The sequence below is a fragment of the Staphylococcus sp. GDY8P57P genome (assembly GCF_017892585.1).
In the GTDB taxonomy this organism is placed as follows: domain Bacteria; phylum Bacillota; class Bacilli; order Staphylococcales; family Staphylococcaceae; genus Staphylococcus; species Staphylococcus borealis.
The window spans coordinates 44,041-67,733 of sequence record NZ_JAESLK010000016.1; the positions used below are offsets into that span (position 1 = coordinate 44,041).

Below are 23,693 nucleotides of genomic sequence, written 5' to 3' on the forward strand. Positions count from 1 at the left end.
AAGGTTAATCAATCAATAGGAGATAAAAGATTAATCATGGCTAAATCTAAAGGTGCTTATGAGGCAGAAATTAGTAAAGCAATTACGCAATGGGAAAAGGACTTTCTCGGACGTGGCTCACTCTCAGTAAAAACGGATATATTACGCGATATGATTATCGTCAATTTGCAAGGCGTATTAACACCAGCCGAGTATAGAGTATGTAAAACGCAAGAAGGTTTACTTAACATTAAACGTACGCGTTCAGAACTGGTGGAATCCGGTCAAGATGATTTGATGCAATTAATCTTAGATATTACTGGGGTTAGTGTAAGTAGTTTCCATAGTGATTTAAGTACGATTACAGGTGAACGTGTGATTGTATTTAAACTAGATACTAATTTGGAAAAGCAACTTTAATATTCAACAACAAGCATTGTAATATAAATTTAGAAAAGTACCCTATCTAGTCAGCAATAGAAACTGACCTTCAGGGTACTTTTTATTTATAGGAAGGTTAATGGATGCATGATTCATTTATATTTTATAATTTCTAATTAAGAGATTATTTTAGTGGTTTAGTGTACAATTTACACAAAGGTAATCTAGGAGTTGAAAGTGATGCGCGTAAATGAATTTAAGCAACCCATTGGAGAAGCATTAGATGATTTTGTGACGCCGCCTTTTCCTAATAAACAATTATTAGAAGGGCATTATGGCAGCTTAGCAAAGTTGAATAGTCATCACACAGATGATTTGTATGATGTGCTATGTGATGTTGAATCAAGACATATTTGGACGTACCTTTATGAAGGCCCTTTTGATTCTAAGTCGGAATTTGAACAATACATTAACCAACTGATTGATAGTGAAGATAAATATTTCTTTACGATTATAGATAAGGTGCAGTACAAACCTCTAGGTATTGTGGCATTAATGCGCATAAATCCAGAACAAGGATCGATAGAAGTGGGCAATATCATTTATTCTAATCAATTACAGCAAACACGTGTAGCTACAGAAGTTCAATATTTGTTAGCAAAATATGTATTTGAACAACTAGGTTACAGACGATATGAATGGAAATGTGATAATTTAAATGCGCCTTCTAAGCATGCTGCACAACGATTTGGCTTTACATACGAAGGGTTATTTAGACATTCTAATATTTGTAAAGGTCGTAATCGCGATACGGCTTGTTTCTCAATGTTAGATAGCGAGTGGCCAGATGTGAAACTAAGATTCGAACATTGGCTTGCACCGTCTAATTTCAATAAGGATGGACAACAAATTAAACATTTAAATGACTTTTAATGAAGTGATTTAAATGAATGCGAATTACAGAAAACAATGAAATTAGGGACTGATGAACGTATGAGGAAACAAAAAAGAGAAATATCACCTATGACGACGGTACCTATGTTCATGATTGGGTTAATTATTTTTATTATTGTAGCAATAAATGTCAGTCGTGATACATTAATGGTTCAATATATCGATAAAGGATCATTACATTGGCTAACCGATTACTTTGGTGAACCAAAACGCAGATTTGGTGACGGCATTTGGCATAATTTTATGACGTTTTGTGCTGAAATAGGAGAAGTAAAATCTGTTATCTATATCACGTTATTTTTAGCTATCATTTTATTATTTAAACATTTTAAGCTAGCTATTTGGATGCTTTTAACGGTATCCAGTGGTACGTTATTAAATTATTTGATTAAAGAGCTAATTGAAAGACCACGTCCATATAATCATTTGATGCGAGATCATGGTTATTCCTTTCCAAGTGGCCATTCTAATGCGAGTACGCTATTAGCGTTAATGTTATTCATTATCTTAATTCCACTAATCAAGTTTAAAGCTATCAAGATTATAGCCAGTATTATAACCATTATCGTATGGATAGGTGTATTGTGTTGCCGACTATATTTTCATGCGCATTATATAACGGATGTAGTTGGAGGTGTGACATTAGCTATAGTGTGGATAGCATTGTTTTTAATGATACTACCACTGTTTAACCTTAATCTTCGTCATAAATCTAATAATAATGAATAGGACAACATCTTTTTAACAAAGGGGAGATGGCAATGCCAAAAGATAAAGCATGTACTTTAGTTCTTGGTGGTGGCGGTATTACAGGGATTGCATGGGAATCAGGCGTCTTAGCTGGATTGATTGAAAGTGGTGTGAGTTTAGATTTAGCAGATAGAATCATTGGCACATCAGCAGGATCATTTGTAGGTGCAGTACTGGCGAATGGTGATGATATGCGCACATATTACTATGAATTAAATGAGCGCAGAGATGATAGTGATCGGGCGACGGTTTCTTCAGATATTTATCGTTTATGGCAGAATGCCTTTATTGTAGGTCGTGATGATGCTGTAAAAGTAGGGCAAATGATGGGAGACATTATATATACGAGACCCTCTCGTGTCGATTTATCTAAACGTAAGCAAGCCATACGACAGCGTTTAGGAGATGTAGGGTGGCACGATAATTTGGAAATTACCGCTATGAATGCTAAAACAGGTGAAGTTACTACATTTCATTCACATAGCGATGTAACACTTGAAGAAGCTGTGACAGCAAGTGGCGCAGTACCGGGTATTTGGCCGCATATACATTTGAATCATCGTGACTGGATTGATGGGGGCATGGTTTCTCCTACTAACGCAATGTTAGCAGAAGGTGCTGATAGTATCATTATATTGGCACCGTTAGCGGATGGCTTAGGTATGATACCGGGGGCATTTGATGATGCTAAACGATTGCGTGAACATAGCCATGTTCTAGTGATAAGTCCAGATAGTAAGAGTAGAGTAGAAATTGGAGATAACATTTATGATCCTAATAACATCTTAAAAATAGGGAATGCGGGGTATGAGCAAGGCAAATCCCTCGCACAACGCATTCATATGGAATTTAGCGAGTGGGTTGAATGATTTTTCACATTTAAGACTACGCGCAATGTCATCATGTGTTTATTTTTAAAATAAGGAGAGATTAAGAATGAAAGTAAAATCACCACGCCCCATTCATTTACAAGGGACACGTGAAGAAGCAGTATTATTGCTGCATTCATTTACTGGTACAATTCGTGATATTAAACCATTAGCACAGACACTTAATAATGAAGGTTACACATGTTACGCACCTAATTACAAAGGGCATGGGTTACCACTCGACCAGTTTACACAATATACTGTTCATGATTGGTGGAATGATGTCCTTGATGGTTATCAATTCCTAAGAGATGCAGGGTATGACACAATTTATGCAACTGGCGTATCTTTAGGCGGTCTATTCACTTTAAAATTAGCTGAAACGGTAGATGTTGCCAAAATTGCAGTCATGTCCGCACCAAGTGAAAAGGAAGAAGCGGGTATTGTATGGCGTATGGAACGTTACGGTCAACGCATGAATGAGTTAATGAATGTAGATGGTGATGCCGCACAGGCGCAGCTAAATTATATAGAAGACTATCGCGCTAGCGTTCGTGTATTTAAAGATTTTATTTCAAATATTACTGCTCATTTAGGCGATATTACAACACCGGCAAGCATTCTTTATGGAGAAAAAGATGAACAATCTTATCAAGATAGCGCACATTATATTTATGAACATATTAGTAGTGCAGATAAAGATTTAACACCTCACCCTTTATGTAAACACCTTATGACACATGGTGAGGGTAGTGATAAAGTAGAATCACAAATTGCAGCATTTTTTATGACTAACTAAATGGAGTGTAAAGAATGAAACGTACATTTTTATTAACATACATAACGACGTCTGGTAAAAATTATACTGAATTTAAAACATTTCAAAATGGCCCTGATCATGATACATGCGTACAACGTCTTATTGATGAATTTGATGAACTGGCTTATTTATTTTTAAAAACGGGCCAACAATCGCATTATATTAACATTGATCATATTGAAAGTTTAAGCATTCAAGAAGTCGTGGACGGACAAGAAGTGATGTACGATTTTGAAGATTAATCTATTCATTAATCGCATAATATAAGTAGTATATATTTTGAAATACTAAATAAACATTGTCTGGATACAAATCATTTTATTAATGGAGAAAATTAGAAATAAAATAAATTCATTGCCGGTCCCCAGCATGCTTAGCTTGTAAAATCACTTTCGTGATTTTTTATGGAGAAAAGCTTGAATTAAGCGCCTTCTCAGTTCAGTCAGTTACTGCGAATTTGCAAAATAGCTTCATTATATTATTTTTGTCCCAGCCTATTTTTTCTTTCATGAACACACGCATTGATATATATTGTGGTCTTTATCAATTATTTTGATACCATTAGGGACGATGAATAACATAACGTCCCGAATATGTTGATAAGGTACAAACACTGAACCGCCTTGAATGTTAAATGGGGACGTAAACCTGAATCCCTCATCCTCAACACAATATAACCACCTATAACTTCTATACCTTTCCAATAATTAGCGCTAATCTTTTGTGAAGCAATGTCGTTATACGCCTTCGTTCGTCATTAGGATTAGTTAAATTTTACTATAAATTTAAAAAAATAAAAAAACTATGTATATTGCACTTATAAGCAAGACATGTTACAGTATTACTTAAGTGCATAAACGCTTTAACGCGCTAAAGGGAGTGGAACGATTGAGCAAAGAATCACAATGGAAGACATCAACTGGATTTATTTTAGCGAGTGCGGGATCGGCGATTGGCTTGGGCGCAATGTGGAAATTTCCGTACATGGCAGGCATCTATGGTGGAGGTGCTTTTCTACTACTATTCTTAATATTTACTATATTTGTAGGCTTACCACTATTAATTATGGAATTTACAGTAGGTAAGATGGGGAGAACTTACACTACTCAAATATATAGCAAGTTAACTGGTAAGAAGTGGCTAAATATTATTGGGTGGAATGGTAATTTAGCAGTATTTATATTATTTGGTTTTTATAGTGTTATAGGTGGATGGATCATTATTTATATCGGTAACGTGATATTACAAATGTTATCTATCGAGAAGACATCTTTAACCAGCATTAATTTTGAAGCAATTATTAGTAATCCATGGTTAACCGTTTTGGGCCAAGGGATTTTTATCTTTTTAACGATGATTATCGTAATGTTAGGCGTTGAAAAAGGATTAGAAAAAGCATCAAAAGTGATGATGCCGTTGTTATTTATTTTTCTAATTATAGTTGTGGTGAAATCTTTAACTTTAGACGGTGCGGTAGACGGTGTTCGCTATATTTTACAACCACGTTTAGAAGATATTTCTATGGAAGGTATTTTATTTGCGTTAGGGCAATCATTCTTTACATTATCGTTGGGAACAACGGGAATGATTACTTACGCTAGTTACGCGCCTAAAGAAATGACTATTAAGTCATCAGCAATTTCAATTGTGATTATGAATATTTTAGTATCCGTACTAGCTGGCTTAGCTATATTCCCAGCTTTGAAGACATTTGGCTATGAACCTCAAGAAGGTCCAGGCTTATTATTTAAAGTATTACCTTTAGTGTTTAATCAAATGGGCTTTGGTGTTACGTTTTACTTCCTATTCTTAATCTTATTCTTATTTGCAGCATTAACATCATCTATTTCATTATTAGAATTAAACGTATCAAACTTTACTAAAAATGATAATTCTAAACGTAAATCTGTAGCGTTTATCGCAAGTATACTGATATTAATGATTAGTATTCCAGCGACTTTATCGTTTAGTAGTTTAAGCGATATTAAGTTTGGCGCAGGAACAATTTTTGATAATATGGATTTTGTCGTATCAAATATTTTAATGCCATTAGGTGCGCTTGGAACAACGCTAGTAGTGGGTCAATTGTTGGATAAAGATGCCTTAAAAGAAAGTTTCGGACGCGACAAGTTCAAATTCTTTGCACCTTGGTATTTTTTAATTAAATTTATCATGCCAGTCGTTATCATACTTGTGTTTATCGTGCAGTTATTCTAAGAAATATATTAAAATAGAGGTTAGCCACATACATGTGGCTAACCTCTTATTTTTTACTTGAAACGAGCATTGATAAAGTCGCGCTCAATTTCTAATAACGTTATATAATCTTTAGACATTATTTCTTTGCCAATCTCAATATTTTTAGAAATAATAAAGTCGGCAAGTTCACGATTATCTTCCTCAGAATCAAAGAATGTGAGTGCCCGTTTTATTGTATCCTTTTCGGAAAAGAGAATTAACGTCCGTCCGTAGGTTAAGTCCTCTTTACTTCTTTGATACGAAGCTTCTAAAAACGCAAATATTTTTGCGCCATCATTGTATTCAAAAGCTGTATTGATATCACTTTGAACTTTATCAGCAATATTTGACAATCGTGATTGTTCTGCTGGTGCTTCAGGCTTATAGTGATCTCTTACATATTCTTTCCATTTTGTTAGTTCAGTATCAATATGTTGTTTTAATTCTGAGTTATTATTTTTTGTATTGAATGTATCAACTCGTTGTTGTAAGTCGCTTAAATCCATTAAATCGTCACGATGAAGTTGACTCTGTTCAAATGCTTTATAGTGATCATTTTCATGAGTAGCCATTAATCATTCCCTCCCTTTGAAATACTTTAATGATTATTCCTTTAATAGTTTTATTTGAAACATATGTTTTAGAACGTTAAGGAGATCATTGATAAGTTAGGAAGTGTATAGGTGTAACTGCTCAAGGTTACATATTTTCAAAATGAACGTCTTGTTTACGTAATTCTTTCATGACTTTCTCAGAAATTGCAGAATTATTAATTGAAACATTTTTAAAAATGCAATCTTTAATTTTTACGCTATCTAGTTGGCATAAATCTAATGCTACATTTTCAAAGACTACTTTCTTTAAAACAACATCCTTGAAAGTAACGTTACGTAGGCTACAGTCTTTGAAGGTCGTATGTTCTATCGTTAATGCGTTGAATTCACTATTATCGAAAGTAGTTACACTGTAATTCACTTTACGCATTAGTGTCTTAAAGCAATTAATATTCACAAAAATACTACTGCTAAAATCACAATTAATTAACTTAGTATTAACTACGGAATGGACATTTTTAAATATACCTTCTGAGAAGTCGCAATTTTTAAAATAACTTTTATTGACTTCTAAATCGTCATACATCGCGTTTCGGAAGGTACTATGAGTATATTTTTTACTTTTAAACTGTTCATTAGTGAACACAGATAAAGATAAATCGGCTTTTGATGTCATTATGATTCTCCTTTAAGTATGATTCATATAAATCATCAGTTATTGCTTTTGCATCGTTATTATCGTAACACGAGTATTAAGTTGAACGATAGTTATTGAGATACGAGTACATGTATGATTACATAGGAAATTTTAAAATTTGTAGTTTTGCATAAATCTTAAGATTATCGTATAATTCATAGTGATTGAGTAAGAATTTATAAAACAGTATTGGGAATCATGAATATTTTAAACAGAAGGTAGGTTGAGTCAAAGCGAATAAAGCGCTTTAGATGATTAATATGATTGCATTTGACTTAATAGGACAAACACCATTAGTATTACTGGAAAGTTTCAGCGATGAAAATGTTCAGATATATGCAAAATTAGAGCAATTTAATCCGGGTGGCAGCGTGAAAGATCGACTAGGTAAATATCTTGTTGAAACAGCTATAAAAGAAGGTCGTGTGTCATCTGGCGATACAATTGTTGAAGCTACGGCAGGTAATACAGGAATAGGACTTGCAATTGCTGCTAATCGATATCATTTAAATTGTGTTATTTTTGCGCCGGAAGGTTTTTCGGAGGAGAAGATATCCATCATGCGTGCATTAGGCGCTGATATTAAACGTACACCGAAAGCGCAAGGAATGATTGGTGCGCAAACTGAAGCAAGACGTTATGCTCGAGATTTCGAAGCGGTATATATGAATCAATTTGAAACTGAGCACAATCCAGCTGCATACACCCATACATTAGGGAAACAATTGACAGATGCTTTACCAAACATTGACTACTTTGTTGCTGGTGTTGGTTCGGGAGGCACATTTACAGGTGTTGCACAGCATCTTAAACAATACAATGTAAAGAATGTGATTGTTGAACCCGAAGGCTCAATATTGAATGGTGGCGAAGCACATGCACACGATATTGAAGGTATTGGTTCAGAGAAATGGCCGATCTTTTTGGAACGTAGCTTAGTTGATCACATTATTACAGTGAGTGATAACGATGGCTTTGAGAATGTGAAACGCTTAGCGCAACAAGAAGGATTGTTAGTAGGTAGTTCATCAGGAGCTGCGCTACAAGGTGCTTTAGACATTAAAAATAAAATCGATAAAGGCGTTATTGTGACCATTTTTCCAGATGGAAGCGATCGTTATATGTCGAAGAAAATATTTGATTACAAAGGAGAATAATGATTATGAAGAAAAAAACACAAATGATTCACGGTGGACATACAACAGATGATTTTACAGGTGCAGTAACAACACCAATTTATCAAACAAGCACGTATTTACAAGATGACATTGGCGACTTGAGACAAGGGTATGAATACTCTCGTACCGCTAATCCAACACGTAGTGCTATTGAAAGTGTGATTGCTAATTTAGAAAATGGGAAACATGGTTTTGCTTTTGGTTCAGGCATGGCAGCCATTAGTGCGGTTATTATGTTATTAGATAAGGGCGACCACCTTATTTTAAATTCTGATGTATATGGTGGAACTTACCGTGCCTTAACTAAAGTGTTTACGCGTTATGGCATCGATGTTGATTTCGTAGATACAACACATATCGAAAATGTGAAGGACTATATTAAACCAGAAACTAAAATGTTATATGTTGAAACACCATCTAACCCATTACTACGTGTAACGGATATTAAACGTACTGCAGAAATTGCAAAAGAAAATAATTTAATTTCAGTAGTAGATAATACATTTATGACACCTTATTATCAAAATCCATTAGATTTCGGCATTGATATTGTATTACACTCAGCTACTAAATACATTGGTGGCCACAGTGATGTAGTAGCTGGCTTAGTTGCTACTGCAGATGACGAACTTGGTGAACGTTTAGCATTTATTTCAAATTCAACAGGTGGTGTGCTTGGACCACAAGACAGTTACCTATTAGTCCGTGGTATTAAAACATTAGGCTTACGCATGGAACAAATTAATCGTAACGTTGAAGCGATTGTTGAAATGTTACAAAATCATCCAGCCGTTCAACAAGTCTTCCATCCAAGTATTAAAGACCATTTAAATCATGATATTCATGCTTCTCAAGCTAGCGGTCACACTGGTGTCGTAGCGTTTGAAGTAAAAGATACAGAAGCAGCCAAACAACTTATTCGTGAAACACATTACTTCACATTAGCTGAAAGTTTAGGCGCAGTTGAAAGCTTAATTTCAGTGCCTGCTTTAATGACACATGCGTCTATCCCTGCTGATGTACGTGCTAAAGAAGGTATCACTGATGGACTCGTACGTTTATCAATCGGTATTGAAGATACTGAAGATTTAGTTGAAGATTTAAAACAAGCCATCGATACTTTGGAATAACTATTAAATACAAATTCATAGTAACTAAAGTGAAAATCATTCTTGTATTCATTTTCAGTTTTTAGTCATTTATACAGGAGTAGGACAGAATTCATAAAGAATTCTGTCCTACTCCTGTAATTTTTATATCAAACACGATACATTAATCGGTGAAAATGTGTTATACACTTATGAAAAGTAAATTATATTTCTAAGGATATTATTTGAAATTTTATAGTAGTGCACAAAAAATTCATAGACATGTAATCAAAATGAAATGGAATATCATGCTAAATTGTATTAATTTAGTATAAGTACACTACTTGAACGGATAAAAGAAAGAAGTATGTAATAAAGATTTAATACAGATAAGTGTCTAGTACAACTAGAAATAAGTGGTGAGTAACCCAATGAACAAGCATAAGATTAAGGAGGCGCTTTGTATGAATAAAAAAATTCTAGCAACAGCAGTATTAGGGACAGGAGCACTTAGTACACTATTTGCTCATCAAGCTGAAGCATCAACAACGCACACAGTTCGAAGTGGTGAATCTTTATGGTCTATTTCAAACCATTATGGTATCACTGTATCTAAATTAAAATCATTAAATGGCTTATCATCAAATCTTATTTTTCCAAACCAAGTATTAAAAGTATCAGGATCTTCTAATTATTCAAGTCGTTCAAATTACGGTAATTCAAGTAGTACATATACTGTGAGAGCAGGGGATAGTTTATCATCTATTGCTAGCCGATATGGTACAACATATCGTCATATTATGAATTTAAATGGATTAAATAGTTTTTTAATTTTCCCTGGTCAACAATTAAAAGTATCAGGTTCTGCTAGCTCTAATTCTCAATCAAGTTATAATTCAAATTCAGGTGCATCATCAAGCACTTATACAGTACGTTATGGTGACTCACTGTCATCTATTGCTAGCCGATATGGTACAACATATCAACATATTATGAAATTAAATGGATTGAATAATTTCTTTATTTATCCTGGTCAAACATTAAGAGTGAGTGGTTCAGCTTCTTCAAACACGTATACAACACGTTCAACGCAATCAACTTACTATTCATCACCAGTATTTAACCATAGTAACTTATATGACTGGGGACAATGTACTTGGCATGTATTCAATCGTCGTGCTGCTATTGGAAAAGGAATCAGTACGTATTGGTGGAATGCTAATAATTGGGATAATGCGGCAGCTAGAGATGGATATCGCATTGATAGCAATCCAACAGTAGGTTCAATTGCACAATCAGATGCTGGTTATTACGGCCATGTGGCTTTTGTAGAGCGCGTAAATAGTAATGGTAGTATTTTAGTTTCAGAAATGAACTTTAGTGCTGGTCCAGGGGTTCTAACATATCGTACAATTCCTGCGTACCAAGTACGTAATTATAAATTCATTCATTAGAAAGCTTGAAACAAAAATAATAATTTGGCTATGTAGCCAATTTGCAGTAGTTGACTGAATTGAGAAGGCGCTTAAATGAAGCGTTTCTCAACTCAAGTCATCCTTGCAGGGCTGGGAAGACGAATTCAATAAGAATTCTGACCCAGTCCTTTTATTTTATTGAAATTGATAATCTTCTTTAACTTTTCTGAAACTTGAAGCTAAGCGTGTAACATTAATAATGAATGAAACGAATGAAAATAACTTACGGAATTTGTAAGGAGATTTCATTGATACTACGAAATCTAAAAGTGTACCCACTGTACTTAGGCCTAAAGATAAATAAACTAGGTTTTTATTTTTTGCATCAAATTTAATACCGTTGTAACCATCAACGATAAAGCCTGCAGTGCTTACTAAATTTGAAACGCGTGTTAATTTTGATTTCTTTGCCATGAATAATACCCTCCGAATATCAAAATGTCACTAAACGGACATTTAGTATATTAATATATGTTAACATCATACTAAATTAACATATATTTTTGAAGTACAAAACATTTAATAGAAAAGGTGTGCAGGTATGATCAAATGTGTTTGTTTAGTGGAAGAAACAGATGACCAAATCTTATTAGTGCAAGTAAGAAATAGAGAAAAATATTATTTCCCGGGTGGTAAAATTGATGCGGGTGAAACGCAATTAGAAGCGATACAACGAGAAGTTAAAGAGGAATTACAATTGGCGTTTGAACAAAGTGACTTTACATATTTAGGTACAGTTGTTGGGGATGCTTACCCACAAAAGAACACGTTAACGGAGCTAAATGGATTTAAAGTTCAACAGAAAATTGATTGGGATAGTGTGGAAATTGATAATGAAATTACAGATATTCGTTGGTTCGATAAATCTGATACAACCTTAATCGCACCAGCTGTTGTAAAATGGATTGAGACCTTTTCAGAGAGAAAGTAGGGAGAAAATGGAAATACGACCATATACAATTCACGATCAACCACTATTAAATGCGTTTGAAATATTAGCAGAAGATAGAAAATTCACTCGAACGCCTAATGATAATATTGCATCGGCTAAAGGGGACAATGAGCGTCATCCGACACTTGTTATGTTAAATGATCAATGCGTGGGCTTCTTTACATTACATGAAGGTCAAGGGGTTAAACCGTATAGCAATCATCAAGATGCTATATTTTTCCGTTCATTTAGTGTAGATGCACGATATCGTGGTCAAGGTGTTGGAAAAGCTGTGATTCAACAACTACCAAGCTATATTAAAGCAACGTTTCCCTATATTAATGAAATAGTATTGACTGTAAATACTGACAATGACAAAGCAATATCGTTGTATAAACAAGCCGAATATTCAATAACTGGAGAGACGAGCTTAGAAGGTCGACCAGTTCATATTATGAATTTGAACATATAGTTTTTATAAATATGCGCATTAAAAAAGTGCCATTACAATCAATATGAAATAAATGAGGTAGGACAAGACATTCATAAAGGCTTCTGTCCCAATCTCGATAACTTATTTCAAGATTGTATGGCACTTGTTGTTTTATCAATTTAATGATTGATGTTTTGCTCTGAAGTTTGTGAAACTTCTTGTGAAGGCTGTGTACTTAATTTAGGATGCTTAATTAATAATGCAGTAATCCATGCTGTGATAGGGATACTAATCGCTACAGCAATTCCACCGAGTAAGATAGAAATGAATTCTTGCGCAAATATCTTTGAGTTAATAATGTGTCCAAAAGAATAATGTAATTGGAAAAACCAAAAGAATAGTGTTAATTGACCCCCAAAATAAGCTAAATATATTGTATTGGCAGAAGTTGCTAAAATTTCTCTCCCTACACGCATACCTGACTGGAACAATGCCTTGCGTGAAAGATTAGGATTGGTTTCATTGAGCTCATACATAGGTGAACTTATCGTTATCGTTAAGTCAATGACAGCTGCAATAACAGCTAAAATAACCGTAAATACTGAGAATTGAACCATATCGATACCGATATTCATTGAAAAAATATAGGTTTCATCTTGTTGTTCCGTAGTAAACCCTTGTAGATGACCAATACTTATAGATAAATAAATGCCTAATATTAATAATATCGTAGTTAATATTGTAGCAATAAAAGCAGCCTTGGTTTTAATATTGTAACTATTTAAAATAAACAAGTTACAAGCAGCAATGACGATACAAAATATCAATGAAACTAAATAAATAGGTGTTCCAAATAAAATGAACACAATACTGATCAGTAAGATTATAAAGTTTAGGAATAATGTTAAGTATGAAACTAATCCTTTTTTACCGCCGAAGATAAGCATTAAAATAAATAAAATGAGTGCTAGTAGGACGACTGCATTCATCTTGTCACACCCTTCCATTTCATCCACATAACCATCAGGCTAATCGTAATTGGAATCGTGAGTACGATACCAATACCACCTGTTATAGCACGAGCGATTTCTAAAGACCAATTCATCGAAATCGTATATGTAAATGTGTTAGCATTTTTTAAATAAATTAGGAACATTGGCAAACTTCCTGATAAGTAGGAGAAAAGTAAAATATTTGTCATAGTTCCCATAATATCTTGTCCTATATTACGACCTGCTAGAGCCCAACGCGATAAAGAAATGTTAGGCGTACGTTGTAAGATTTCATACATACCACTTGATATTGTAATGGCGACATCCATTACAGCGCCTAAAGATCCAATAAGCACGGATGCTAAGAATATATCTTTAGGTGGTAATGTTAGAAAACTCATTGTTTCATATTTAATACCAGATCCATTGGTTAATTGAATAATGATTTGAGTGATACCAATACATAAAAATGTACCTAATAACGTACCGATTGTTGTGATCCAAGTGCGCATATGCCAACCGGTTACGAGCAATAGCGTGACAATGGTAGACAGCACGATTGCCACACTCATTAGAATGAATAGGTTAGTAGATGGATGTTTATCATGGATTGCAATAGCTATTAAAATAGCACCAGTGTTAAAGATAAGTGACAGGATAGACTGTAAACCTACATTACGTCCAACGAGTAATAGGGACATAATAAATATACCTACAATTGCTACAGTAAGACTATCGCGTTTTTTCTCTAAGATTGTTGCATCTTTCGGGCTGTTTTGAATGTGCATTAAGACCTTATTATTTTTACTAAAGTGCTCTGAATCTGCTTGCGATTTGACATAGGTATTATCTATCGTAGTGGATTCACCTTTATATTTACCATTTAATATTTCTATTGTTAAATGTTGTTTGTATTTGAAGTCGGTATTATGTTGTTCATCAACGACTTTGTGAGCGTTACTCGTTTCTACATGTGTCACTTTTCCGATAGGGGTGTTATAGAAACGTGCATTGAAAAACGTAAAAATAAAGGCGCCGATGATAAATAATCCGATAATTACAATAATGGTATTCATTATACGATGACTAAAATAGTTGCGATTTTGTGCATTCATTATATTTAACCCTCATTTATAACTCGAAATTCTACGCTTTAATAAGTCAGAGTGATTATACGCTCCTCAACTGTATTATTCAAATAGTAACTATTTGAATTATGACATATCACCTCATACTGTTAATGGTATGTCGACACTTTACTTAGAAGTTGATGTATTAAATTCGATAAATTGAGAATATCTACTTTTTTATTATCTTTTTTGAAGGCGACGCAAAAGGAGCGTTTTAATTCTGTATGCGCTAATGATATATCACATAATGACTCCATCTCATTCTCCAATGATAAGTAATCAGGCAAGATGACATAGCCACGGTGATGTTTAAGTAAATAGTGTGCTAGGGATTTCGTTCCAATGATATGAATTGGTAACTTTAAAGTATGTTGTAAACGGCTTTCTATAGTTGTTGCTAAAGGTTTCAAAGTGAATAGTTGTGTTTCAGCTAGTTGAGTTAGTGGCGGATTTATAGATAAAGCAATCACATCATCTTTAGGCACATAAACATGGTATGTTTCTTCAAATAATGGTTTGAGTGATAAATTAGCGTTCTTCTGAAGAGCCGTGTTTATTTCAACCAATCCAATATCAATTTTACCAGTATATAGCGCTTCAGAAATCTCAGATGATGACATCATATGAGGAACAATTATGCTATCATATTGGCGCTCAAACGCTTGAATGATGGCAGTAATCATTTGAGAAATATAGCTCTCTTCAAACCCAATATTAAGTATGCGCGCATTTTTGTGATTAGTTTGTTGAAATAATGCTACTGTTTCGTCTAACTGCTCCAAAATCTGAGTCGCCTGAGTGAGTAACGCTTTACCATGTGACGTTAAATGGATGTTTCGCCCTTGCCTATTAAATAAAGTAACTTGTAGTTCTTGTTCTAACAATGTGATTTGTCGACTTATTGCAGATTGGGCAATATTCAACTCGAGTGCTGCTTCAGAGAGATGTTCTCGACGTGCAACTTCTACGAAATATTTTAATTGTTTAATTTCCAAATGAATGCTCCTTTCTACTGTGCGCATAAACATTTTATTGTCGATTGTTCTAATTTTTAGAATTAAGTCATCTAATTAATATATTGTTCAGATAAATATTTTACATTATATTAATTATTATTAACAGTAAATTTTCTGAAAATTCTCAAAAGGAGTGGGCATCATGTTTGATGAAAGATTAAAAAGAGGATTATATGATTACCGTGAGGAACATGATGCATGCGGTATTGGTTTCTACGCAAACATGAATAATTTAAGGTCGCACGATATTATTGAAAAATCACTCGAAATGTTACGTCGACTTGACCATCGTGGTGGTGTTGGTGCGGATGGTATAACAGGTGATGGTGCAGGTATTATGACCGAAATACCATTTCAATTTTTTGAAGCACATGTCGATTTAGACTTACCTAATGAGGGCGGTTATGCGGTAGGTCTTTTTTTCTCTAATGAAAAGATACAAGGTACGACACACGAATCGCAATTTAATCATTACTTTCAAAGTGAAGGCCTAAAAGTAATTGGCTATCGAGATGTACCTGTTGATGTCAACGCCATAGCACCTCATGTTGCATCTACAATGCCACACATTCAACAAGTGTTTATAGATATTCGATCAGTTGCAACGCCAGTTAAACCGTTATATATAGCAAGAAAGCAAATAGAACAATATGCAGAACAGCAAGACTTAGGTCTTTATTTTACAAGCTTATCCCATAAGACGATTGTATATAAGGGATGGTTACGCTCAGATCAAATAAAAAAATTATATTTAGATTTAAATCATGAAGATTATCAATCTAAGCTAGGTTTAGTACATTCAAGATTTAGTACAAACACTTTTCCGAGTTGGAAACGTGCACATCCAAATCGTTTATTAATGCATAATGGTGAAATCAATACAATTAAAGGTAATGTGAATTGGATGAGAGCACGTCAAAGACAATTAATTCAAACATTATTTGGCGAAGAGCATAGTAAAATACAGAACATTGTTGATGAAGATGGAAGTGATTCAGCAATTGTAGACAATGCGCTAGAATTTCTATCATTGGCAATGGAACCTGAAGAAGCTGCGATGTTGCTTATCCCTGAACCATGGTTATATAACAAAGAAAATGATGCGAATGTTCGTGCGTTCTATGAGTTTTATAGTTATTTGATGGAACCATGGGATGGTCCAACGATGATTTCGTTCTGTAATGGAGATAAAATTGGTGCATTAACTGACCGTAATGGATTACGACCAGGTCGCTATACAATTACAAAAGATAATTTTATTGTCTTTTCATCCGAAGTAGGCGTTGTGGATGTACCAGAAGACAATGTTGCTTACAAAGGACAACTTAATCCTGGAAAGTTACTTCTTGTAGATTTTGAGTCACGTCAAGTAATTGAAAACAATGAGTTGAAAGCGCGTATTGCCAGTCAATATCCTTATAAGAAGTGGTTAGATAACAATAAAATAGATTTACAATTAGAAGCGCAAATCTATCGTCAGTCTTCACTGAATCACAAGATATTATTTAAGTTACAACGTCAATTTGGATATACCAAAGAAGATATATATAAATATATGGCTGAGTTAGTGAAAGGTAAGAAAGATCCAATCGGTGCGATGGGGTATGATGCACCACTTGCCGTATTAAACGAGAGACCAGAATCATTATTTAATTACTTTAAACAGTTATTTGCACAGGTAACCAATCCGCCTATTGATGCCTATCGTGAAAAGATTGTAACGAGTGAATTATCATATTTAGGTGGAGAAGGTAACTTATTCCATCCGGATGAAACGGTATTGAATCGTATTCAATTAGCAAAACCGGTCCTGACTTTAACGCAACTCAATAGGATTAAACAAAGTAAGTTTAACGTGAAACACTTGTCTACACTGTATCAAGATCATCTTGAAGTGGCATTGGAAAGATTAGGTGACGCTGCAATACAAGCTACACGAGAAGGTTATACGATATTAGTCCTAGATGATAGTGAACTCATTGATTGTCATATCGAGGATGGGGCATCGAAACAACGCTACGCTATGCCAATACTTCTGGCTATCAGTCATATTCATCAGTTATTGATAAGAGAAGGCTTACGCATGGATACGAGCTTAGTAGCGCTATCTGGTGAAACGCGTGAGGTACACCATGTGGCATGTTTATTAGGATATGGTGCGAATGCGGTCATTCCATATTTAGCACAACAAACCATTGCCCATTTAACTGAAACACATCGTTTAGAAGGCACGATTTCAGATAATGTTGAAACTTACACACGTGTTCTATCAGAAGGTGTTATTAAGGTGATGGCGAAAATGGGTATCTCTACTGTTCAAAGTTATCAAGGGGCTCAAATCTTTGAAGCGGTTGGTTTATCCCAAGATGTAATTGATGCTTATTTTACTGGAACACAATCCAAATTATCAGGGTTAAGTATTCAACAAATTGACGTAGAGAATAAAATGCGTCAACAAAGACATAATGAGTACCTTGATTCGGGAAGTGTCTTCCAGTGGCGCCAACAAGGTCAACATCACGTATTTAATCCTACAACCATACACTTGTTACAACATGCATGTCGTGAGAATGACTATACACAGTTTAAAGCTTTTTCTAATGCTGTACATGATCAAAGAAATGATCATTTACGTGATTTATTAGAATTTAAAGTACAGCGACCGGTTCATATTAGTGAGGTTGAGCCAGTAGAAACCATTGTTAAACGTTTTAATACAGGTGCGATGAGTTACGGTTCTATTTCTGAAGAAGCACATCAAACATTGGCCCAAGCCATGAATCGTCTTGGTGGTAAAAGTAACAGTGGTGAAGGTGGCGAAAATCCCAAACGGTATGAAATTCAAGCGGATGGTAGTGTGTTATCAAGTGCGATTAAGCAAGTGGCTTCAGGGCGTTTTGGTGTAACGAGCGAGTACTTACAACATGCAAAAGAGTTACAAATTAAAGTTGCTCAAGGTGCTAAGCCGGGTGAAGGTGGACAGTTACCTGGAACGAAAGTTTATCCATGGATCGCTGAAACACGTGGTTCAACGCCAGGTATTGGGTTGATTTCACCACCGCCTCATCATGATATTTATTCAATTGAAGATTTGGGGCAACTTATTCATGATTTAAAGAACGCGAATAGAAATGCAGACGTAGCAGTTAAATTAGTCTCAAAAACAGGAATCGGAACCATTGCATCAGGTGTTGCTAAAGCATTTGCAGATAAAATTGTCGTGAGTGGGTATGACGGAGGTACAGGTGCATCGCCTAAGACAAGTATTCAACACGCTGGGTTGCCTTGGGAACTTGGCTTAGCTGAAACACATCAAACATTGAAATTAAATCATTTACGTAGCCGTGTCCGATTAGAAACAGATGGTAAGTTGATGACGGGTAGGGATGTGGCGTTAGCATGCGCATTAGGTGCTGAAGAATTTGGATTTGCGACTGCGCCATTAGTTGTTTTAGGGTGCGTCATGATGCGTGTTTGTCATAATGATACATGCCCAGTAGGTATTGCGACACAGAATAAAGATTTGAGAGCACTATTTAGAGGTAAGGCTGACCACGTTGTTAACTTTATGCATTTTATTGCTGAAGAGTTAAGAGAGGTCTTAGCTTCATTAGGATTAAGAACGGTTGAAGAATTGATCGGACGTACCGATTTATTACAACGTTCAAGTCGAATCGATGAACGTTCGAAAGCAGCAACATTGGATATCGAAAAGTTATTGGATTCAGTTGATGGGCCTAACGCAAAAGAAATCAATCAAAATCATCATTTAGATATCGGTTTCGATTTAAATTATCTTTATAAAGATGCTAAACAAAGTATTGAGGATGGAAAAGTATTTAAAGGGAACTATGTGATTAATAATGAACAACGAGATGTAGGGGTTATTACAGGAAGCTATATTACACAGCAACACGGTGCTAATGGCTTACCAGAAGCAACTATTGTAGCTAAAACGCACGGACATGCAGGACAGAGTTTAGCGGCATTCGCACCGTCAGGATTGTTAATTCAACATACAGGTGATGCAAATGATTACGTTGGTAAAGGTTTATCAGGCGGTATAGTTGTTGTTAAAGCGCCAAATAAAGAGCGAGAACGTGAAATTATAGCTGGAAATGTATGTTTCTATGGCGCTTCAAAAGGTAAAGCCTTTATTAATGGTAGTGCTGGCGAACGCTTCTGTATTCGAAATAGTGGCGTTGATGTGGTCGTCGAAGGTATCGGTGATCACGGTTTGGAATATATGACTGGAGGACATGTAGTCAACTTAGGGGATGTTGGTAAGAACTTTGGTCAAGGCATGAGTGGTGGTGTTTGTTATGTATTCCCAAGTGATATTGAATCATTTAAACATAAGAATCAATTGCCAACCTTAGCGTTTAAGGAAGTGACGCATAATGAGGAGAAAACGTTACTTAAAGCTATGTTAGAAGAGCACTACCACTATACGCAAAGTACAAAAGCAGCAGCAATTTTAAATGATTTTGAACATGTGGCAGATAAAGTTGTCAAAGTAATTCCAAAAGATTACGAACTAATGATGCAAAAAATCGAATTACAAAATCGTAATTTATTACAAATAGATGAAGCTAAACTAGCAGCATTTTACGATGACCGTACGGCAATTGACAAAGAATTACAACCAGCAGTGATTTATTAAAGAAAGGAGGGGTCTGTTATGGGGGAATTTAAGGGATTTATGAAATATGAAAAGCAATCATTATCTGAACTGTCTTTAGTTGACCGTTTGAAGCATCATGATGCTTTTCAACAGCGTTTTTCTCGTGAAGAAGCGTCCATTCAAGGTGCACGATGTATGGACTGTGGGACACCATTTTGTCAAACAGGTCTTCCTTTCGGGAGAGAAACTATTGGTTGTCCAATCGGTAACTATATCCCTGAATGGAATGATTTAGTTTATCGACAAGATTTTGAGTCTGCCTATCATCGTTTGAGTGAAACAAATAATTTTCCTGAATTTACGGGCCGTGTCTGTCCAGCACCTTGTGAACAGTCTTGTGTTATGAAAATTAATCGTGAATCAGTTGCCATTAAAGGTATTGAGCGTACGATTATTGACGAAGCCTATGAACACGGGTGGGTTAAGCCTAAATACCCTAAGCGACGATTAGAACAATCTGTAGCAATTGTAGGAAGCGGTCCAGCCGGTCTTACTGCTGCCGAAGAGCTCAATTATAAGGGGTACCAAGTGACAGTGTTTGAAAGAGCTGCTGAAGCGGGTGGCTTACTTATGTATGGTATTCCAAATATGAAATTAGATAAAGAGGTTGTACGTCGTCGTATCGCATTAATGAAAGAGGCGGGTATTACCTTTAAGACGAATACCAACATTGGTGTAGATATATCACGTGAAACATTAGAGCAGACGTATGACGCTATTATCTTATGTACGGGTGCTCAAAAAGCGCGTGACTTACCATTAGAAGGGCGCATGGGCCAAGGGATACACTTTGCTATGGATTATTTAACTGAACAGACTCAGTTATTAAATGGTGAAATAGATGAACCGACAATAACGGCTAAAGGGAAAAACGTCATCATTATTGGGGCTGGTGACACTGGCGCAGACTGTGTCGCTACCGCATTACGTGAGAATTGTAAGTCAATAGTACAATTCAACAAATATACAAAAGCACCTGAAGAAATCGCATTTGAAAGTAATACGTCATGGCCATTGGCATTACCTGTCTTCAAAATGGATTATGCACATAAAGAATATGAAGCACGTTTCGGTAGAGAACCGCGTGCCTATGGTGTTCAGACGATGCGATACGATGTAGATCACATTGGTAATGTTCGTGGTGTATACACACAAATTTTAGAAGAAACACCAGAAGGAATGGTTGTTGTAGATGGTACTGAAAGACATTGGCCAGCAGATCTTGTGCTTTTATCAATAGGTTTTGAAGGTACAGAACCAACTGTCCCAAGGTCATTTGATATTGCAACACAACAAAATAAAATTATCGCCAACGATAAAGACTATCGTACTAATAAAGAAAAGATTTTTGCCGCTGGAGATGCGCGAAGAGGTCAAAGTTTGGTAGTTTGGGCAATTAAAGAAGGGCGTGGCGTTGCTCAATCAGTAGATCACTTCTTAAAACAAAAGGTCTTCGTGTAAGTTCAATGGCGTATAAGCGCGTACTAAAAATAAAAATGAATAATTTTACAATTTGACTATAAAAGTGATTGACTTCCAATGAACCGTGGTATATGATATTTATTGTGTTCATTGGAGGAATACCCAAGTCCGGCTGAAGGGATCGGTCTTGAAAACCGACAGGGCCTTAACGGGCCGCGGGGGTTCGAATCCCTCTTCCTCCGCCATTATAATTAAAATCCAAGACTAATAAATATAAAAAAGACAAGTACTCAATGTTTAATATGTTGAGTACTTGTCTTTTTTATTGCATTTAGCGCCCATTCTAGAATGAAAATTCAACAATATTATGAAAGCCTTTACAAAACTTGTCTAGACAAGTTATACTTGGGTTATTAAAAATAAGGGAGTGAAAGTCGTGGCTGTAAAAAGAAAAGATGTGCAGGATATCGTCAAAGCAATAGGTGGGCAAGAAAACATTGAAACTGCAACGCACTGTGTTACACGACTGCGTTTAGTGTTAAAAGATGACAATAAAGTTGATAAAGATGCATTAGACGATAATGCACTTGTTAAAGGTCAATTTAAAGCGGATAACCAATACCAAATCGTTATAGGACCTGGTACCGTGGACGAAGTGTATAAACAATTTATTCAAGAGACAGGTGTAGCAGAATCCTCAAAAGATGAGGCTAAAGCTGCTGCAGCGAAAAAAGGCAATCCTTTACAACGACTTATAAAACTATTGGGAGATATCTTCATTCCGATTTTACCGGCATTAGTTACAGCAGGTCTCTTAATGGGGATTAATAATTTACTTACTATGGAAAAATTATTTGGTCCTAAACCACTTGTTGAACAATATCCTCAGTTGGGTGATATATCGAATATTATTAACGTCATCGCAAGTACAGCGTTTATCTTTTTACCAGCATTAATTGGTTGGAGTAGTATGAAAGTGTTTGGTGGTAGTCCAATATTAGGTTTAGTACTTGGACTTATCCTAATGCATCCACAGTTAGTTTCACAATATGACATTGCTAAAGGCCATATTCCGACATGGAATCTTTTTGGGCTTGAAATCAAACAATTAAACTATCAAGGCCAAGTCTTACCAGTTTTAATTGCAGCTTATGTCTTATCACTCATTGAAAAAGCATTAAATAAAGTTGTTCATGACTCAATTAAAATGTTAGTTGTCGGACCGGTAGCATTACTGGTCACTGGATTCTTAGCATTTATAATTATTGGTCCGATTGCACTTGTGATAGGTACTGGTATTACTGGTGCAGTTCAATTTGTCTTCGAACATGCTGGTTGGTTAGGTGGTGCGATTTATGGATTTTTCTATGCACCACTTGTTATTACGGGATTACACCATATGTTCTTGGCAGTTGACTTCCAATTAATGGGAAGCAAACTGGGCGGTACATATTTATGGCCGATCGTTGCAATATCTAATATCTGTCAAGGTTCGGCAGCGTTTGGAGCGTGGTTTATCTATAGACGACGCAAAATGGTAAAAGAAGAAGGTTTAGCCTTAACTTCAAGTGTATCAGCATTTTTAGGTGTTACAGAACCTGCAATGTTTGGTGTGAATTTACCGTTAAAAGTACCTTTCTTTGCTGCTATTTGTACATCAAGCGTTTTAGGTGCTATTATCGGCGCTAAAAAGGTATTGGGTAGTGTCGGTGTAGGTGGTGTTCCAGCCTTCATTTCAATTCAAAGTGAATTTTGGTTTATTTATATGCCAGTTACATTACTTGCTATGGCAATACCAGCTATTTTGACAATTGTCTTTGCAAGATTTACAACAATTAAAGCTAAGAAGATGGTTGAAAACCCTGAAGAAACAACAGCTAAATAAATTTACAAATAAAGACGCTGAAATATAAATAATATAAAATGCTATTTTGCAATTTCGCAGTAGCTGACTGAACTGAGAGAGCATTTAAATCAAGGTTTTTCGGTTCTAGTCATTCTTACAGGCGGGCTCTGCAGAGAGACTTTCATAAAGGAATTTGACAAGTTAAGTAAACTGGGAGGGGGATAACGAATTCGAAAAAATTCTATCCCACTCCCTT

The 23,693-nt window shown here is 35.4% G+C and carries 21 protein-coding genes and 1 tRNA gene; 16 read left to right on the plus strand and 6 right to left on the minus strand.

All coding sequences use genetic code 11. The features are described 5' to 3' along the window. Nucleotides 1-36: 36 nt before the first annotated feature. The 7 genes from KA878_RS04740 (at nucleotide 37) to KA878_RS04770 (ending at nucleotide 5,970) form a co-directional block, all read left to right on the plus strand. Complete coding sequence (locus KA878_RS04740; RefSeq protein WP_011276808.1) at nucleotides 37-399, plus strand: Na-translocating system protein MpsC family protein; 363 nt, start codon at nucleotides 37-39, stop codon at nucleotides 397-399. Nucleotides 400-600: 201 nt separating this feature from the next. Further along, nucleotides 601-1,293 carry a GNAT family N-acetyltransferase gene (locus tag KA878_RS04745; RefSeq protein WP_193839765.1) on the plus strand — a complete coding sequence of 231 codons (693 nt, stop codon included), beginning with the start codon at nucleotides 601-603 and terminating at the stop codon, nucleotides 1,291-1,293. Nucleotides 1,294-1,353: 60 nt separating this feature from the next. After that, nucleotides 1,354-2,043 carry a phosphatase PAP2 family protein gene (locus KA878_RS04750; RefSeq protein ID WP_193839764.1) on the plus strand — a complete coding sequence of 230 codons (690 nt, stop codon included), beginning with the start codon at nucleotides 1,354-1,356 and terminating at the stop codon, nucleotides 2,041-2,043. A gap of 32 nt (nucleotides 2,044-2,075) precedes the next feature. Continuing rightward, nucleotides 2,076-2,933: a patatin-like phospholipase family protein gene (locus KA878_RS04755; RefSeq protein ID WP_193839763.1), complete on the plus strand. Its 858-nt coding sequence runs from the start codon at nucleotides 2,076-2,078 to the stop codon at nucleotides 2,931-2,933. A 67-nt stretch (nucleotides 2,934-3,000) separates the two neighbouring features. Next, nucleotides 3,001-3,732, plus strand: coding sequence for an alpha/beta hydrolase (locus tag KA878_RS04760; protein WP_193839762.1), 732 nt, complete (start codon nucleotides 3,001-3,003; stop codon nucleotides 3,730-3,732). Nucleotides 3,733-3,746: 14 nt separating this feature from the next. Beyond that, nucleotides 3,747-3,995 (plus strand): hypothetical protein, encoded by a 249-nt coding sequence (locus KA878_RS04765; protein ID WP_053030242.1) that lies wholly within the window; start codon nucleotides 3,747-3,749, stop codon nucleotides 3,993-3,995. Nucleotides 3,996-4,641: 646 nt separating this feature from the next. After that, nucleotides 4,642-5,970, plus strand: a complete 1,329-nt coding sequence (locus KA878_RS04770; protein ID WP_075108928.1) for a sodium-dependent transporter — start codon at nucleotides 4,642-4,644, stop codon at nucleotides 5,968-5,970. 53 nt (nucleotides 5,971-6,023) lie between these two features. On the opposite strand, the gene KA878_RS04775 is transcribed toward KA878_RS04770, so the two are convergent. Continuing rightward, nucleotides 6,024-6,563, minus strand: a complete 540-nt coding sequence (locus KA878_RS04775; RefSeq protein WP_075109144.1) for a hypothetical protein — start codon at nucleotides 6,561-6,563, stop codon at nucleotides 6,024-6,026. Nucleotides 6,564-6,690: 127 nt separating this feature from the next. Beyond that, nucleotides 6,691-7,221, minus strand: coding sequence for a pentapeptide repeat-containing protein (locus KA878_RS04780; RefSeq protein WP_075109145.1), 531 nt, complete (start codon nucleotides 7,219-7,221; stop codon nucleotides 6,691-6,693). A gap of 281 nt (nucleotides 7,222-7,502) precedes the next feature. Here KA878_RS04780 and KA878_RS04785 point away from each other — a divergent pair, with 281 nt between their 5' ends. The 3 genes from KA878_RS04785 to KA878_RS04795 all read left to right on the plus strand — a co-directional run bounded on the left by KA878_RS04785 (nucleotide 7,503) and on the right by KA878_RS04795 (nucleotide 10,962). After that, nucleotides 7,503-8,399: a PLP-dependent cysteine synthase family protein gene (locus KA878_RS04785; protein WP_075109159.1), complete on the plus strand. Its 897-nt coding sequence runs from the start codon at nucleotides 7,503-7,505 to the stop codon at nucleotides 8,397-8,399. A 5-nt stretch (nucleotides 8,400-8,404) separates the two neighbouring features. Then, nucleotides 8,405-9,550 carry a bifunctional cystathionine gamma-lyase/homocysteine desulfhydrase gene (locus tag KA878_RS04790; protein WP_053030238.1) on the plus strand — a complete coding sequence of 382 codons (1,146 nt, stop codon included), beginning with the start codon at nucleotides 8,405-8,407 and terminating at the stop codon, nucleotides 9,548-9,550. Nucleotides 9,551-9,972: 422 nt separating this feature from the next. Beyond that, nucleotides 9,973-10,962, plus strand: coding sequence for a LysM peptidoglycan-binding domain-containing protein (locus KA878_RS04795; protein ID WP_193839761.1), 990 nt, complete (start codon nucleotides 9,973-9,975; stop codon nucleotides 10,960-10,962). A 156-nt stretch (nucleotides 10,963-11,118) separates the two neighbouring features. Here KA878_RS04795 and KA878_RS04800 read toward each other — a convergent pair whose 3' ends face one another. Continuing rightward, nucleotides 11,119-11,397, minus strand: a complete 279-nt coding sequence (locus tag KA878_RS04800) for a hypothetical protein (protein ID WP_053030234.1) — start codon at nucleotides 11,395-11,397, stop codon at nucleotides 11,119-11,121. A 127-nt stretch (nucleotides 11,398-11,524) separates the two neighbouring features. On the opposite strand from KA878_RS04800, the gene KA878_RS04805 reads away from it, so the two are divergent. Beyond that, the gene (locus tag KA878_RS04805) at nucleotides 11,525-11,914 is read left to right on the plus strand and encodes an NUDIX hydrolase (protein WP_075109147.1); all 390 of its coding nucleotides are present in this window, start codon (nucleotides 11,525-11,527) and stop codon (nucleotides 11,912-11,914) included. Nucleotides 11,915-11,921: 7 nt separating this feature from the next. After that, nucleotides 11,922-12,386, plus strand: coding sequence for a GNAT family N-acetyltransferase (locus tag KA878_RS04810; protein WP_193839760.1), 465 nt, complete (start codon nucleotides 11,922-11,924; stop codon nucleotides 12,384-12,386). A 140-nt stretch (nucleotides 12,387-12,526) separates the two neighbouring features. Here the strand turns inward: KA878_RS04810 and KA878_RS04815 are convergent, their stop codons facing one another. From KA878_RS04815 to gltC, 3 genes are all read right to left on the minus strand, one after another. Next, nucleotides 12,527-13,336, minus strand: coding sequence for a YibE/F family protein (locus KA878_RS04815; protein ID WP_193839759.1), 810 nt, complete (start codon nucleotides 13,334-13,336; stop codon nucleotides 12,527-12,529). Beyond that, nucleotides 13,333-14,415, minus strand: coding sequence for a YibE/F family protein (locus KA878_RS04820; protein ID WP_398577042.1), 1,083 nt, complete (start codon nucleotides 14,413-14,415; stop codon nucleotides 13,333-13,335). The genes KA878_RS04815 and KA878_RS04820 overlap by 4 nt, the downstream gene beginning before the upstream one ends. A 161-nt stretch (nucleotides 14,416-14,576) precedes the next feature. Beyond that, complete coding sequence (gene gltC, locus KA878_RS04825; protein WP_193839758.1) at nucleotides 14,577-15,464, minus strand: glutamate biosynthesis transcriptional regulator GltC; 888 nt, start codon at nucleotides 15,462-15,464, stop codon at nucleotides 14,577-14,579. Nucleotides 15,465-15,627: 163 nt separating this feature from the next. Here gltC and gltB point away from each other — a divergent pair, with 163 nt between their 5' ends. The 4 genes from gltB (at nucleotide 15,628) to treP (ending at nucleotide 23,476) form a co-directional block, all read left to right on the plus strand. Then, nucleotides 15,628-20,148 (plus strand): glutamate synthase large subunit, encoded by a 4,521-nt coding sequence (gene gltB, locus KA878_RS04830; protein ID WP_193839757.1) that lies wholly within the window; start codon nucleotides 15,628-15,630, stop codon nucleotides 20,146-20,148. A gap of 18 nt (nucleotides 20,149-20,166) precedes the next feature. Further along, on the plus strand, nucleotides 20,167-21,630 hold the full coding sequence (locus tag KA878_RS04835) for a glutamate synthase subunit beta (protein WP_193839756.1): 1,464 nt from the start codon (nucleotides 20,167-20,169) through the stop codon (nucleotides 21,628-21,630). A gap of 113 nt (nucleotides 21,631-21,743) precedes the next feature. Then, nucleotides 21,744-21,836 (plus strand) — tRNA-Ser (locus KA878_RS04840). A 191-nt stretch (nucleotides 21,837-22,027) separates the two neighbouring features. Beyond that, nucleotides 22,028-23,476 carry a PTS system trehalose-specific EIIBC component gene (treP, locus tag KA878_RS04845; RefSeq protein ID WP_075109154.1) on the plus strand — a complete coding sequence of 483 codons (1,449 nt, stop codon included), beginning with the start codon at nucleotides 22,028-22,030 and terminating at the stop codon, nucleotides 23,474-23,476. Nucleotides 23,477-23,693: the final 217 nt, after the last annotated feature.